The 14,558-nt window shown below is 54.3% G+C and carries 12 protein-coding genes; 11 read left to right on the top strand and 1 reads right to left on the bottom strand.

The genetic code is table 11. From position 1 onward, the window contains the following. Nucleotides 1-259 precede the first annotated feature (259 nt). From H0247_RS15145 to greB, 3 genes are read left to right on the top strand one after another with little or no spacing between them, the layout of a single operon-like run. Entirely contained in the window at nucleotides 260-598 is a 339-nt protein-coding gene (locus H0247_RS15145) for a helix-turn-helix transcriptional regulator (RefSeq protein WP_180743280.1), read from the top strand. Beyond that, nucleotides 588-1,883: a type II toxin-antitoxin system HipA family toxin gene (locus H0247_RS15140; RefSeq protein WP_180743321.1), complete on the top strand. Its 1,296-nt coding sequence runs from the start codon at nucleotides 588-590 to the stop codon at nucleotides 1,881-1,883. The genes H0247_RS15145 and H0247_RS15140 overlap by 11 nt, the downstream gene beginning before the upstream one ends. Then, complete coding sequence (greB, locus tag H0247_RS15135) at nucleotides 1,880-2,359, top strand: transcription elongation factor GreB (RefSeq protein ID WP_180743279.1); 480 nt, start codon at nucleotides 1,880-1,882, stop codon at nucleotides 2,357-2,359. The genes H0247_RS15140 and greB overlap by 4 nt, the downstream gene beginning before the upstream one ends. An 83-nt stretch (nucleotides 2,360-2,442) precedes the next feature. On the opposite strand, the gene H0247_RS15130 is transcribed toward greB, so the two are convergent. After that, nucleotides 2,443-3,324, bottom strand: coding sequence for a CoA ester lyase (locus H0247_RS15130; protein ID WP_180743278.1), 882 nt, complete (start codon nucleotides 3,322-3,324; stop codon nucleotides 2,443-2,445). Nucleotides 3,325-3,574: 250 nt separating this feature from the next. On the opposite strand from H0247_RS15130, the gene H0247_RS15125 reads away from it, so the two are divergent. The 8 genes from H0247_RS15125 to H0247_RS15090 all read left to right on the top strand — a co-directional run bounded on the left by H0247_RS15125 (nucleotide 3,575) and on the right by H0247_RS15090 (nucleotide 14,333). Further along, complete coding sequence (locus H0247_RS15125; RefSeq protein WP_180743277.1) at nucleotides 3,575-5,476, top strand: IucA/IucC family siderophore biosynthesis protein; 1,902 nt, start codon at nucleotides 3,575-3,577, stop codon at nucleotides 5,474-5,476. A gap of 81 nt (nucleotides 5,477-5,557) precedes the next feature. After that, nucleotides 5,558-7,771 (top strand): TonB-dependent siderophore receptor, encoded by a 2,214-nt coding sequence (locus H0247_RS15120; RefSeq protein WP_180743276.1) that lies wholly within the window; start codon nucleotides 5,558-5,560, stop codon nucleotides 7,769-7,771. A gap of 41 nt (nucleotides 7,772-7,812) precedes the next feature. Continuing rightward, on the top strand, nucleotides 7,813-9,216 hold the full coding sequence (locus tag H0247_RS15115) for a Y4yA family PLP-dependent enzyme (RefSeq protein ID WP_180743275.1): 1,404 nt from the start codon (nucleotides 7,813-7,815) through the stop codon (nucleotides 9,214-9,216). Nucleotides 9,217-9,229: 13 nt separating this feature from the next. Then, the gene (locus H0247_RS15110) at nucleotides 9,230-10,246 is read left to right on the top strand and encodes a PLP-dependent cysteine synthase family protein (RefSeq protein ID WP_180743274.1); all 1,017 of its coding nucleotides are present in this window, start codon (nucleotides 9,230-9,232) and stop codon (nucleotides 10,244-10,246) included. Between the two features lie 10 nt (nucleotides 10,247-10,256). Continuing rightward, nucleotides 10,257-11,414 carry an NAD/NADP-dependent octopine/nopaline dehydrogenase family protein gene (locus H0247_RS15105; protein WP_180743273.1) on the top strand — a complete coding sequence of 386 codons (1,158 nt, stop codon included), beginning with the start codon at nucleotides 10,257-10,259 and terminating at the stop codon, nucleotides 11,412-11,414. Between the two features lie 37 nt (nucleotides 11,415-11,451). After that, a complete protein-coding gene (locus H0247_RS15100) occupies nucleotides 11,452-12,702 on the top strand; it encodes an MFS transporter (protein ID WP_180743272.1) in 1,251 nt (416 codons plus the stop codon). Next, the gene (locus H0247_RS15095; RefSeq protein WP_180743271.1) at nucleotides 12,695-13,855 is read left to right on the top strand and encodes an ABC transporter substrate-binding protein; all 1,161 of its coding nucleotides are present in this window, start codon (nucleotides 12,695-12,697) and stop codon (nucleotides 13,853-13,855) included. Before H0247_RS15100 ends, H0247_RS15095 begins: the two co-directional genes overlap by 8 nt. 67 nt (nucleotides 13,856-13,922) lie before the next feature. After that, a complete protein-coding gene (locus H0247_RS15090; protein ID WP_180743270.1) occupies nucleotides 13,923-14,333 on the top strand; it encodes a ParB N-terminal domain-containing protein in 411 nt (136 codons plus the stop codon). Nucleotides 14,334-14,558 lie beyond the last annotated feature (225 nt).

Raw genomic sequence — 14,558 nt, 5'->3', positions numbered from 1 at the left:
GTAATGAACGTGTGATTTTTTCGGGCTATTACCAACCCAGCATGCTGATTAGCTGTGGAAAAAGCTCGCTAGGACAGATCTGTTGCCGCTGTTATTCAATGCAGAGTTGTTTTCCGTGTTTCATTAATGAGGCATAGCTTGCCAATATGACCTATTAATAGAACGAAAATCTTGTATTTCCTTCATTGCAGACGCATCATGTTCTATAAATAGGTGTTAAGTATGGGGTATGCCCCATTAATGGAACAGGAATATAGCGATGGCGAAACCTTCTGCTCGAACATATTCTCGCTACAGCCGTGACGCAGCTCGTTTACTCGGGTTGATGCTTCGCAGCGCGAGGATCGAACGTAATATGACAGTGGAAGAATTAGCTGAACGGGCAGGTGTATCACGGGGCTTAGTCTATCGCGCAGAGGAAGGAGATATGGGATGTTCAATTGGCGCGGTTTTTGAGCTGGCTACCCTTGTTGGTGTCCCTCTTTTTACCGCAGACCAATCCGCAATGGCACTTCATATTGCCAACACGGAGAAAACACTTTCTCTTCTGCCGCGCGCTGTACATCATTCTAAAAAGGTCGTGAATGATGACTTCTGATAACGCTGTCGACAAAGCCTATGTATGGATCTGGTTGCCTGATGCGACGAAGCCTGTTGTGGCCGGTTTATTGAGCCGGGACGGCGACCGACTCATTTTCAATTATGGTCGTAACTATTTGGAGCGAAAAGACGCGATCCCTATCTATGAACCTGAACTGCCGTTAATGCGTGGTGCTATACCGCCAGCGGCGGGCCTATGGCAGGCGAGTGCATTACGCGATGCCGCGCCTGACGCATGGGGACGCAGGGTCATCCTTAATCGACTTATGGGTGTCAGAGGCAGGGGAGCAGATAGCAGTACGCTGGATGAATTGACATATTTGCTTGAGTCCGGTTCAAACAGAATTGGCGGGCTCGATTTTCAGGCGTCGCCGACAGAGTATGTCCCACGTTCAGCTCAAAATGCTTCTCTTGAAGAGTTGATGATTGCGGCCACTATGGTGGAAAACGGTGTCTTGTTGACGCCTGAGCTTGATCAAGCACTTTTCCATGGGAGTTCGTTGGGGGGGGCTCGGCCGAAAGCGATGATCGAAGATGAGAACCATAAGTTCATCGCAAAATTTTCGTCCTCGACGGATACCTATAACGTCGTTAAAGCTGAATACATTGCTATGCGGCTGGCTGCGAGTATTGGTTTAAATGTGGCTCCGGTGCACTTTCGCCAGACGGCGGGGAAGGACGTTATTCTGATAGAACGTTTTGACCGTATGAAAACAGAAGGTGGCTGGAAACGCAGGCTAATGGTCTCTGCACTGACGCTTTTCGGCCTTGATGAAATGATGGCGAGATATGCGAGCTACGAAGAATTCTCGGACATCATCCGGCAACGTTTCGACGAACCGAAAGCGACGCTGCGTGAGCTGTTTGGCCGTCTGGTCTTCAACATCATCTGCGGAAACACCGACGATCATGCCCGAAACCACGCGGCATTCTGGGATGGCCGAACACTAAAGCTGACTCCAGCCTATGATATTTGCCCGCAGAATCGGGCGGGCAATGAGGCGACGCAGGCAATGTTGATCACGGGTGAAAACAGGATGAGCAATTTCGCTGTCTGTCTGGCGGCTGCACCTAAATTTCTGCTGAGCGAAGCTGAAGCTATTGAGATCATCATGCATCAGATAGAAACGGTGCGTGTATGCTGGGAAAGCATCTGCGATGAAGTCGCATTGAGCGAAGTGGATCGTAAGCTGTTTTGGGGCCGGATGTTTTTCAACCCTTTTATTTTTGAAGGTACGCCGGACAGCTTACGCACTAAGAGCCTAACGGGGTTAATGACTTGAAAACCAATCTGATTACCCGCGAGGGGTATGACAAACTGCGGGCAGAGCATGACCATCTCTGGAATGTAAAGCGCCCGGAAATTACGAAAATTGTCTCCTGGGCTGCGAGCCTGGGGGATCGTTCAGAAAATGCGGATTACACCTATAACAAGCGTTTATTGCGCCAGATCGACAGGCGTGTGCGCTACCTCAGAAAATGCCTGACGGAATTGAAAATCGTTGATTATTCGCCGCAGCAGGATGGCAGCGTATTCTTTGGCGCCTGGGTAGAGATCGAGAATGAACAAGGTGAGGTGAAGCGTTTTCGGATTGTCGGCCCGGACGAGATCTACGGCGACAATAAAGACTATATTTCGATCGATTCCCCGATGGCGCGCGCCATGCTGAAAAAAGCGGTTGATGAGGAGTTCACCGTGAACACGCCAGACGGCCCGCGCGAGTGGTTTGTTAATTCGATTGAGTACGTTCAGTCATAAGCGGCCCGGCAGCGGCACGCGGGGGAAGCACACAGCAAGCCGGGCGAGCGTATCCCCCTTCGTGTCCTATTGGCGCAAGAGGTTTAGTCATCTACATTTTGCGCCCGCAATAGCTGTCTGGCCTGCTCAATGACGGGTAAATCCACCATCTCACCGTTTATCTGGAAAGCGTAGCTGTGTTCGGCTGCTTTCAGAACCTGCTTTGCCCAGTCTATTTTGCTGCGATCCGTAGCGAATGCCTGCTGAACGGCATCGATCTGCGAGGGATGAATACAGAGTTTGGCTGAGAAGCCGAGCGAGCGTGCATGTAATGCGTCAGCTAACACCCGATCGTGATGCGTGAAGTCAGGATTGACGCAATCTATCGGTGGTGGCAAGTCGGCCAGTCTGGAGGCTAATACAATGCGGCTTCTGGCATACAGCAAGGCATACAAGGATTGATCGCAATGAATATCGAGTGAGAAATCCAATGAGCCAAATGCGACTCTTTCTACCCCTGCTGCACAAATCTCTTCTGCATGATGCAACCCCTGCGCGGTTTCAATTATCGCAATAATATGAACCGCTTCCGATCTATTACGATTTATCATTTCCCGCGCATCATGCAGCATTTCTGCGGATTCTATTTTAGGTAAAACAATTTCCCATTTGGCTGTTTTATGTTTGGGTGGGGCGTTATTTCTTAATTTTTCTTTATTATTTAGCCTATTCAGAAACTCGATATCTTCACTGAACTCCACTGAACCAAATTTGTTTAAACGTATATATCTTTTGCAATTTATTTCAGAGACGGGAGTATCGTTTTTATCCCATTGGATAATATTTTCTCTAGCCTGGTTTTTTTCATCAGGATGAACAGCATCTTCTAAATCAAATATCACGGCATCGGCACCGCAGCAGACGGCTTGTTGAAAGCGGTGGGGCGCATTACCAGGCACAAAGAGATAGGTTTTAGCGTGTTCCATGCTGCTCTCCTTCTGTTAATTAATTGATTAAATGCAGTTTTATTAAAATTTAACTCATTAATTGCGAATAAGAATGATAGCTATTTACATTACAGTGGTTAATATGCTAGCTTTCCGTTCATTATTTTTCAATCCATCTATCACGACATTTTTATTAAATTTCGGAACGTGTTAACCCGAGATTTAACGACACCCTTTTATACGTTACTGCAATCGGTTTTTACTGGTTTTATCGGTATGAGGAGTGGTTATGAATATCAAGGCTGACGAAATTAAACACAGGGATATACATCAGGATGTAGATGATTTTCTCTCTGATTACTCAAATAAAAATGCGTTAAGGCGATTGATTCGCTGCTTTTTCGCAGAAGGAATTTTGAATAAAAATAACCTGATATTTATTGAGGGTAATTCCAGGGCAGCAACGCTGGCTTTGCAGGGTGGCAAAGGTATATTGAAATTTGATGATATTTCGCCAGCACCGGCAAACACCTATATTAATAATGGAAATATTTATCTCATTCATTCAGATGGAGCGTCTTTTCCCGTTACCAGCCACGAGCGATTGATTGATTTACTTCGCGACAATTTCGATTTTCATCCTGACGAGAGCGGCATCAGTGGCCTGAAAAAAGACGTCGGTAACAGCATTCGTAATGATACCAACGCCCGGCGCTATCGTTGCCAGTGGCGTGCTGAGGTGGCCGATGCCATGCAGCAGGACGGGCAGAACGCTTTCACGCCGTGGCTGCGTCGGCAGCTCAGCATTCGCGATGCCGCCATGTTTCTCGATCAGTGGGGATCGCTGGAAGGCCACCCTTACTACCCGACCTGGAAATCCCGCCCCGGACTGAGTGACGAAGACGTCCAGCAGCTGTCACCCGAATTTAACGCCCGCGTGCCGCTGCGTATTACCGCGTTGCGCCGCGATATGGCGTATGTGGAATCCATGCCGCACGTCGATGATTTTCATTCGTGGTTTGCTCAGGCATTCCCCGCGCTCTGGCAGGACTGGAAGCAGCGCCTGAATCAACAAGGGCTGGATGAGACGCAGTGGCTCCCGCTGCCCATCCACAGTTGGCATCTGGAAAACTGGGTGAAATCCCACTATGCGGATGAGATCGCCGAAGGGATTCTGCTTACCGACGGCCCCGATCTCATCACGCTACCGGGTATGTCGTTCCGTACCGTTTTGCCCGTTGAACCGCCTTCTTCCCCTTTCATCAAACTCCCCGTCGCCATCTGGATGACTAGCGAAATGCGCAGCCTACAGGCGAAATCCATCCACATGGGGCCACGTATCAGCACCATTATCGAAGCGATTCTGGCGCAGGAAGGCGGGTTTGAGCAGCGGCTGGCGTTTTTCCGCGAAGAGACGGCGTTCCACTACAAGCACGCAGTTCATCAGGATGACGCGCCGGGCAAACATCTCTCCGTTGTTTTCCGCGATGCTCGAATTTATGAACGCACTGACGGCGCGCTGCCCGTGACCGTCGCCACGCTGTTTACGGCACTGCCTCACCGCGACCAGCCGCTGTTCACCGAGCTGGTGACGCTGTCCGGGCTTGGCCCTGATGCGTGGTTCCGCCAATACGTCCGCGCCGTAACCCGGCCTGTTATCGCGATCTATCTGCTGTACGGCATCGGGCTGGAAGCGCATCAGCAGAACAGTCAGATCCTCTTTTCACCGGAAGGTGTCGCGCAGGGATTATTAATCCGTGATTTCGGCGACGGGCGCACTTATGCACCGCTGCTGCGTCAGCGCGGTCATCATCTGCAACCCTACGTCTGGCCCGGCATTCTGCCCACGGTCTTTGAAGACGACATCGAACCCGTGCGGATGTTTGTCGTCGATGCCTGCTTTGTCAGCCACCTGCACGAACTGGCGCTGGCGCTCAGCGCGGAATACGGCTTTGCCGATGCCCGGTTGTGGCAGGTGATGAAAGAAGAAACCGCCGCGGCGTTTGACGCCGTGAAGTCGCGCGTTGATGACGAGCTGTGGCAGACCGAACGCGACATGTTTTTGACGCAGCCCTGGTATACGCGTTCGCTGCTGCGCATGCACATCCAGGAATATCGCGACTATCGGATTCAGCACGGTCTGAGCAATCCCTTCCTCATTGAAGAGGAAGAAACCCGCATCGGATCGTGATGTATGGCGATGCTCCCGCCTCACAGGCTGAAAACGGGAGCATCTTTTTCACTCCTCATTTTGAGATGGATAACTTTGTTGATGAACGCCAGGAAGAACTTCACTCCACCTATCGGGAAGACTCGTTTTCCTATTCCCTCCGCGTTGGCCATCGCCGTCACGGCTGTGCTAAGCGGCATCGCGATACCTGCGCAGTCTGCAACGGGCGAGCGCGATGATTCCACTATCGTGGTGGAAGCCAAAGACGCGGATGCCGTACAGGGACTGGTCGCGGGCGGCATGTCTGCGCGGTCGTCCAGCACCGGGCTGCTGGGCAAAAAGGACGTGATGGATACGCCGTTTAACGTCAGCAACATGACCTCATCGTTTATTGAAAATAAACAGGCACAGACGCTGGGGCAGGTGGTTGCGCACGACGCATCGGTGCGAGTGAGCAGTTCTCAGGGCGGTCTGCTGGATTCCTACTACATTCGCGGTTTTCCACTCAATGAAGGAAACCTGAGCGACATCGCCATGAACGGCGTCTACGGTGTTGCGCCCAACTACCAGCTGATGACTGACTACATCGAGCGGGTGGAAGTGCTGAAAGGGCCGTCGGCGCTGCTGTATGGGCTGTCGCCGAACAGCAGCGTGGGCGGCGTGATTAACGCCGTCACCAAACGCCCGACCACTGTCGGCAATTTGACCCGCCTCACTACCAGCTGGCAGTCTGATTCCCAACTCACCCAGCATGCGGATATTTCCCGCGTCTATGCGCTGGAAAATAACAATCTGCTCGGCGTGCGTTTTAACGGCAATTACGGCTACGGCGATACGGTATGGGATGGTAGCGACAAACGCACGCAGGTGGGCTCACTCGGGCTGGATTTCTCGTCAGAACGTTTCCGCGCCACATTGGATCTCATCACCCAGCATCTGAAAACCCGAGCGCCGTCGCGACCCTATTCGTTTGCGGCTGGCGTGACCGTGCCCGATGCGCCGGATGGCAACACCAATATCTCTCAGCCGTGGGGCTTCTGGCATTCCAAAGATCAGTCGGTGTTGCTGCATACCGAATACGATTTAGCGGATAACGTCACCTGGTTTAGCGATCTGGGCGGTTCTGGTGCACATGTCAGTCGTTTATCAGAGCAAGTACCGCAAGTAACCAACAATAATGGCGATGTGAGTAGAACGAGTAGTAATGCCTCCTATCTCGTAAATTACCGCGCCGCCGTTAGTCGTTATAATTTAGCTACGGGTATTAGAGCTGACGTTGAAACGGGCTCGGTGACACACAAACTATCAGCCCAAACAAGTTATTACCGGGATCGTCATGCAACAACGAGTGTAATTGGTCCAGACCTCAATACTAATATCTACAACCCCGTATATATGTCTCCCGTTGACATTCCCGCCCCTGCAACGATTAGCAAACGCTCTTCCACTGCGCTGTCAGGTATCGCGCTGGCGGATACGCTCGGCTTCTGGAACGATGCGCTGCAAGTCACGGGCGGGCTGCGTTATCAGCAGATCAAGTCGGATAACTTTGTTCCTGGTAATAGCGCGCCATCATCGTCCTACGACAAAAATGCAATCACGCCGATGGTCGGTGTGGTGGTGAAACCCTGGCAGCACGTCTCGCTCTACGCCAATTATATTGAAGGGCTGAGCAAAGGAGATATTGCGCCTGCGAATGCGAGCAACGCCGGTCAAGTGCTGTCACCGTATAAGAGCAAACAGTACGAAGCTGGGGTGAAAGTGGACGCGCTGGGGACGATCTCTACGCTGAGTGTCTTCCAGATCACCAAGCCGAGCGGCGCGCTGGTTAATGGCCCAGGTAGTGAGTTCGTTACCGCTAACGAACAGCGCAATCGGGGTATCGAGCTGGATGTGGTTGGTTCACCGCTGGAGGATCTGCGTCTGACCGGTGGCGTGATGCTGCTGGATGCCGAGCTAACCAAAAGCGTGACGCCGGGTGCGCAGGGCAAGCGCGCGCCGGGCACATCGCGTTTTCAGGCTAACGCCGGGGTGGAATATGACCTGCCGTTCCTGCGCGATCTGACGCTCAATGCCAACGTCGTCCATAACGGGAAGCAGAACGTTAACACCATCAATACCCAGTCGATTCCTTCCTGGACCACCGTTGATTTCGGCGCGCGCTACAAGACGCGAATCTACAACGCACCCACCACGTTCCGTGCGGATGTACTCAACGCCTTTGACCGCAATTACTGGTCTGGCGTGACATCGTTCAGCACGGTATCGCAAGGAACTCCGCGGACGCTGATGCTGTCCGTTGCGGTTGATTTCTAAGGATAGGCATTTTTCAGGAACCGAACGTTAAGGAGATAGCGATGAGCAACCTGTTTAGCTTTGCCGCAGTGTCTTCCCCCTCTGTCGCACAGGCCCACTGGCCTGAGAGACTGACGCCTTATCTGGATAGTGAGATTGAGCAGTTTCTTTTCAACTCGCCGCAAAGGTTGTCATGGCTGGTTGAGCAGTATGGGTCGCCGCTGAATATTGTCTGGCCGCACACAGTTGCCAACAATATCGCAGCATTGCGAACCGTGTTGCAGCGTCATGATGTGGACTGCCGTCTGTACTACGGTGCCAAGGTGAACAAATCACCGGGGCTGGTACAGGCGGCCGTTAACGCGGGCGTCGGCGTGGATGTTTCCAGCTTACAGGAACTGAAAGATGCACTGCGGGCAGGCTGTGACGGCACGCGGCTGTGCGCCACCGGTCCGGCGAAGACGCGCGAATTTCTGACGGCGCTGGTTTATCACCGCGCTCTTATCGTGCTGGATTCGCCGGAAGAGTTCGACGAGTTGCTCGCGCTGGCAGATTTGCTGCGTGTGACGGAGCCGGTGCGGGTTTTGCTGCGCTATCGCCCGTCGTTCGCTCAGGCCAGCCGGTTTGGCATGCTGGCTGATGAGATCGCTATTTGCCTGAAGACGTTGAGTACCAGACTGAATGCGCTTCATCTGGAGGGTTTCCATTTCCATCTGGGCGGCTATGAGCCCGACACCCGCGTGGCCGCATTGGCTGAGGTGCTGCCGTTGCTGGAGCGGGCGCGCTCAAAGGGATTACAGCCCGCCATTATTGATATCGGTGGGGGATTGCCGATTCAATATCTTCCGGCTTCACGCTATCAGGACTATTTAGCGAAGCAGAGTGGGGCAGACTACCGCCACGGTCAGGTGCCGGCCTCGTTTTATCCGTATGGTGGCGAGCGTTCAGCAGCTGACTATCTTGAGGCATTTCTGTCAGCCTCAATCGGGGGGAAACGCGTGGCAGACGTGCTCAAGCAGCACGGCCTGATTCTGGCGATAGAGCCGGGACGTAGTCTGGCTGACCAAAGTGCGATTACGGTGTTTCGCGTCACGCGCACGCGCCGCCAGCCGGATGGCAACCACGTCGTGTTTGTGGAAGGGAGTAGTTTCAGCGCCTGTGAAACCTGGTTTAACTCTGAGTTTTTGATTGATCCTCTGCATGTTTTTTCCGTCAAAAAAGACACCCCTCCGATGCCGGGCAAGGCCTGGATCGCCGGACACAGCTGTCTGGACGACGATGTCATTACGAACCGATTGATTCATTTTCGAACCGTGCCGCAGCCAGGTGATTTACTGATTTACGCGAATACGGCGGGATACCAGATGGACCTGCTGGAGAACGCGTTTCATCGACATCCGCTGCCTGCGCGCTTGTGTGCGTTCAAAGGTAAGAAAGGTGAGCTGATTTTTTCCAGTGATAACTGAATGGAGCAGAACCATGATCCTGAATAAAGTAACTGATTTGATTGGTAATACCCCCGTTATACAAATTCCGGTTCCCTATGGGGATACGCGTTTGTTTTTAAAAGTGGAGAAGAACAATCCCGGCGGCAGCATGAAGGATCGCATGGCGCGCAACATGATTGTTGCCGGGCTGAAGTCAGGCAAAATCCGCCCCGGCGGCACCATTGTCGAGTCGTCATCGGGGAATACCGGTATCGGGCTGGCGCTGGCGTCGATCGAATACGGCCTGCGCTTTATCGCCGTGGTCGATCACCACGCGGCACAGGACAAAATTGCCATCATGCGCGCGCTCGGCGCGGAAATTCGCTATGTCTCCGGCGACTACGGTGAAGATGAAGTGGCGGTGGTGGAACGCCAGCGTATGGCGGCACAGCTGGCGCAGGAAATACCCGGCGCGGTGTTTATGAACCAGTCGGACAACGCGGCGAATGCGGGCGGATACGCTGATTTTGTGCGTGAGCTGTTCAGCCAGATTGGCAAGATCGATGCGTTTGTCGGCTGCGTGGGCACCGGCGGATCGATGACCGGTATTTCGCACGGCCTGAAAGTCCATAACCCGGATATTACGACCATTGCCGTTGAACCGGTGGGCTCTATCGTCTTCGGCCACCCCGGCAAACCTTACTATCAGTCCGGCACTGGTACGCCCGCGGGAGATACCGTAGGGCTGGTACTGGATTACAGCTGCATCGACTGCGGCGAGCAGGTTTCGGATACGCAGGCATTTGAAACGGCACGCTATATCGCACGTCATTACGGCCTGCTGGTCGGCGGCTCGACGGGTGGGGTGATCTATAAAGCGCTGGAACTGATCTATCAGGATCGTATCGGCGGTAACGTCGTGCTGGCGATCGCCGACGGCGGTGAAAAATACCTGCACACGGTGTTTAACGAAGAGTGGCTGGCGGCGCGTAATCTGACAGATAGCGGCGTATGGCACGATCTGGATCGCTGGTTGGGCAACGCGATTGCTCTGGAGCAGGCAAGCTAAGGAGTCAAGGATGACCGAAGCGCTAAGCGGGCAGCCGCTTAACGTGGTGATTTGCGGGGCCGGCAAGACCGGCCATCTCACCACGGTACTGTTTAAGCAACTGCCGGACGTCAAGGTGACGCTGCTGGGCAGCCATCCGCGCCTGCCGGAAGCCTATCAACAGCACGGTAAGCGGCTACACGCGCTGCTGCCGGATGGCGAGACGCTAACGGCGACTCCGGACTGCGTCACCTGCGATCCGGCGCAAGCCTGCCGCGACGCGGATGTCGTGATTATCACCGTTCCCGCCAACTTCCGCTCCGATCTTCTGGCGCGGATCGTTCCCCATCTGCCTGTCGACAAGCCGGTTTACGTTGGCGCCATTCCCGGTTTTTGTGGCTTTGACTGGCTCGCTGAACGTGAATTGGCCGCTCGGCCAAACGCGGTGATTTGGGGAATGAAGGACGTTGCACACATTGCGTTTGATTTGCTGCCAGGTCAGTCGATCAAAATGGGCGGCGAAAAATCCACGTTGTATGTGGCTACGCATCGGCGTGAAACGGCAGCGCGCCAGCAGGCGCTGATGGCGCTGTTGCAACGGCTTTATTCCGCGCCCGTGGTGCTATTGCCGGATTATCTGGAAATCACGCTGACGCCGGGTAACCCGATTATGCACAGTGCGGTGATTTATGGCCTGATCGGCCCCTATGGGCAGTGGCACGCTCGACCTTTCCCGCAGCCGCTGTGCTGGTGGAATGATTGCCCGGAACTCGGTGCCTATTATCTGGAACGCATGGATGAAGAGAACCAGCAGCTGTGTGCGGCGCTGGAAACGCGACTCGGCGTGCGGTTGGACTCGGTACTGCCGCTCAAGCAGGAGATTATCGATGCCTATGGCGATCAGATTGCCGATGCGCACACGATGCTCTCGGTACTGCGCACCAATCAGGCTTACCACGGCATCGGTCTGCCGCTGCGACAGCATGATGCGGGTGGGTACGTGTTTGATACGCAGCATCGGGTGTTTCAGGAAGATATTGCCTACGGCCTGAGCCTGCTGGTGACCATCGCGGAGAATCTGGCGGTTAGCGTGCCGTATATTGAGGAAACCTACCGGTGGTGCAGCGATTACATGGGCGCCTCCACGCAGGATCGTCCTGACTATTTCCCGCCGCAGTGGCTGAAATGAGGCGGGGTGACGCTGTGGACGCAGAAGGAGCTGACACATGCGCTTAAGCGGGCAGGTGGCGTTCATCATCCACTTTATGTTTGTCGTGCAACTGGTGGCGATGGGGGCGATGGAGATGAGCGGGCCGTTTTGGCCGCTGCATCTGGAAAGTATGTCGTCCGGTGCGGAACTGAGTATCGCGGGGGTTGCCGTGTACATCGGGCCGATGCTGGGCATCATGCTGACCAGCGCCTTCTGGGGACGGATGGGCGATCGGCTGGGCAACAAAGCCATGATGATCCGCGCGCTGTTTGGGCTGGCGTTAACTCAGCTCGGGCTGGCGTGGGCCAATGACATCTGGACGATCGTCGCGCTGCGTTTTATTCAGGGTGCCTGTGCGGGGTATATCGCGCCCGCGCAGGCCTACGGCGTCGCGGTCGTCAGTCCGTTACAGCGTACGCGGCTGTTCGCCTGGCTTCAGGTGTCTACCAACGTGGGCTCGTTGCTGGGCGCGATTGTCGGCGGGCTGATCCTCGATTACCTGAACTTCTTCTGGATCAACCTGAGTGCCGCGATCCTGTGTGCGCTGTGCGGCATGACCGTGGCGCTGTTCCTGCCCCATGTTGCGCCGGTGGTGCCTGTTGTTCCACCTGAGACGACGTCACAGGACAACGCTCCCCGCAGGCGGCTCTGGGCACTGTCGCCGATTTCCGGTCTGCTGCTGATTTCTGGCCTGCTGCTGACCAGCCGCATGATTCCGCAAACGCCGTTTTCCCTCTATATGGACGGCGTCTTTCAGGTGGATAAATGGATTATCGGCCTGTGCTATGGCTTGCAGGCGACCGGCGTGATTGTCTCTGCGTCGCTATGGGCGCGCTATTTTGAAAACCTCTCGCTGTCGCAGACGCTGAGCCGCCTGTGTGTGGTGATGCTGGCCTGCGCCATCGTGACGTTGACGGCCGCCACGATCCTGAATATTGCGATTTTTATCCCGTTGTATTTCCTGTGGGGCGTGCTGTTGGGGGCGACGACGCCGGTTCTGATGGCGCTGATTTCCCGCGCCGCGGGGGATGGGCAGCAGGGTTACCTACTCGGCGTGGCGCAAAGCGTCAGCCAGTTTGCCTCGATTCTGGGCATTGCTTTGGGCGGAGTGGTTCTCTACTCCCCTGGACTACGTTCGCTGTTCTTCTGCGTTGGAGCAGCCTATCTGGTGACCTTCCTGGTCTCGCTGATGCTGCTACGACGCCTGCGGAGACAGGCGGAAAAACATGACTCTCTCTCGACGAAGGGAAATATCGAAAATGTGTAATCGTTGGACGCGGCAACATTGCCGTCGGTTATTGCTGGGTGTGCTGTTGATGGTCGGCCTGTCGCCGCTGGTGGGGCAGGCTGAGCAAACCGCACAAACCTCCACTGTCATCAAGGACGTGCTGGGGCGTGAGGTGAGAGTCAACACGCCAGTGCAGCGCGTTATGTTGGGCGAGGGGCGTCAGCTTTATCTGGTCGCGATGCTCGATCGGGAAGATCCGGCGAAAAGGATTGTAGCCTGGAAGCGCGATCTGATTCAGTCGGATCCGGCAACGTGGCACCAGTATCGCGATCGTTTTCCTCAACTGGCGAAAATCCCAACGTTTGACGGCACGGAAAAGGGCACGTTCGACGTGGAGCAGGCGGTGTCGCTGAAGCCGGACGTCATCATTATGAACATTGAGGCGCAGCGGTCGATTGTCGATGCGGGCTATGACCGGATACTGGATAGCGTCGGTATTCCGATTATGTATGTCGATTTTCGCTATCACCCGCTGGAAAACACCGCGCCGACTATGCGCCTGTTCGGCAAGCTGTTTAATCAGGAAGCGCGCGCCGAAGCCTTTCTCGCGTTTCGTGAGGCGCAGCTGAAACGCGTTTCTGACGTGCTGGCGGCCAAAAAACCGCGTTCACCACGCGTGTTCATTGAGCGACTGGGTGGCTACACCGATGAATGCTGCCTGACGTTCGGCCCGGATAACTTCGGGAAATTCGTGCAGTTGGCCGGTGGCGAGAACGTTGCGGCAAAAAATGCGCCGAGCACCTTTATGCAGATGCACCCTGAACAGGTGATTGTGGAAAACCCGGAAGTGGTAGTGATTACCAGCGGCAACTTTGAAGCCTTCGTGCCCGGTGGGCGCTGGATTGGGTTGGGGCCGGGGCAGGACATGACGGAAGGGCGCAAGCGGCTTGAGTGGTTTTTGGGGCGGCCTGCGTATACCAACACCGTTGCGAAACAGAAACGCGCATTCCATGCCATCTGGCATCAGTTTTACAACGGCCCCTATGATTTCATCGCGATTCAGCAACTGGCTGAGTGGTTCCATCCCGATCTATTCCGCGATCTCAACGCGGATGACACTTTCCGCCAGCTTCATCAGCAGTTTTTACCGGTTGATTATCAGTCGGGCTATTTCGTCAGTCTTGCGCAGTAAGTCAATAAGAGGCGGCTCCGGTACATAAACCGGAGCTACACGAGACCGTTACGTCAGGAGGTGGATAATGTTTGAAGGTATGAGCTACCACATTGCCCTTACGCCCGTGCAGTTCCTGCTTCCCTCTGAAAATGTTGATATGTCGAACGTGGAGTGTTTGATGGAGGATATTTGCCGCTGTGGCTGCTGGACGACACCGGTACCCATTGAGAAAGAGACCGGGATTATTATGGATGGCAACCATCGGCTACGTGCGGCCACCGAGCTGGGGTTAAAGCACATCCCCTGTGCGCTGCTCGATTATGAGGATCCTCGCGTGTCCGTTTATCACTGGAAGACTGGACAGCCTTTTTGCAAGAATCTGATTATGCAGACCATTGTGACGGAAAAAGGTTTGTTTCCCTACAAGACCACGCGTCATCTTTTCCAGCCCGCGCTGCCGTCGGTGAGCGTGGTGCTGGATAAACTGATGCGCTAATTACGGCGATGCGTTAATCACTTTGCGTTGCCACTCTGGATCCGGGTGGCAACGTCCTCTCTTTTCTCTCTTTCTCCTGCTTTTGCCGCTACCGTGCCTTTTTATTGTCGGTGGCGTTACTATAATCTTCGTAAACGACAATCTTCGTGAGCGACAACCACCGTAAATCGCCGATTATTTTATGACTGACGGCAAAGGAAATGATTGATTACACGAATTTTAATA

Origin of the sequence: Pectobacterium sp. CFBP8739, assembly GCF_013449375.1 — a bacterium.
GTDB lineage: Bacteria > Pseudomonadota > Gammaproteobacteria > Enterobacterales > Enterobacteriaceae > Pectobacterium.
Note: the sequence above shows the minus strand (reverse complement) of the source record. Positions and strands in the feature narration are given on the sequence as shown.

Excerpts from the sequence above, each read along its gene's own strand:
- H0247_RS15145 (WP_180743280.1), top strand. The coding sequence starts at position 260 with ATGGCGAAACCTTCTGCTCGAACATATTCTCGCTACAGCCGTGACGCA.
- H0247_RS15140 (WP_180743321.1), top strand. The coding sequence starts at position 588 with ATGACTTCTGATAACGCTGTCGACAAAGCCTATGTATGGATCTGGTTG.
- H0247_RS15130 (WP_180743278.1), bottom strand. The coding sequence starts at position 3,324 with ATGGAACACGCTAAAACCTATCTCTTTGTGCCTGGTAATGCGCCCCAC.
- H0247_RS15125 (WP_180743277.1), top strand. The coding sequence starts at position 3,575 with ATGAATATCAAGGCTGACGAAATTAAACACAGGGATATACATCAGGAT.
- H0247_RS15120 (WP_180743276.1), top strand. The coding sequence starts at position 5,558 with ATGAACGCCAGGAAGAACTTCACTCCACCTATCGGGAAGACTCGTTTT.
- H0247_RS15115 (WP_180743275.1), top strand. The coding sequence starts at position 7,813 with ATGAGCAACCTGTTTAGCTTTGCCGCAGTGTCTTCCCCCTCTGTCGCA.
- H0247_RS15110 (WP_180743274.1), top strand. The coding sequence starts at position 9,230 with ATGATCCTGAATAAAGTAACTGATTTGATTGGTAATACCCCCGTTATA.
- H0247_RS15105 (WP_180743273.1), top strand. The coding sequence starts at position 10,257 with ATGACCGAAGCGCTAAGCGGGCAGCCGCTTAACGTGGTGATTTGCGGG.
- H0247_RS15100 (WP_180743272.1), top strand. The coding sequence starts at position 11,452 with ATGCGCTTAAGCGGGCAGGTGGCGTTCATCATCCACTTTATGTTTGTC.
- H0247_RS15095 (WP_180743271.1), top strand. The coding sequence starts at position 12,695 with ATGTGTAATCGTTGGACGCGGCAACATTGCCGTCGGTTATTGCTGGGT.
- H0247_RS15090 (WP_180743270.1), top strand. The coding sequence starts at position 13,923 with ATGTTTGAAGGTATGAGCTACCACATTGCCCTTACGCCCGTGCAGTTC.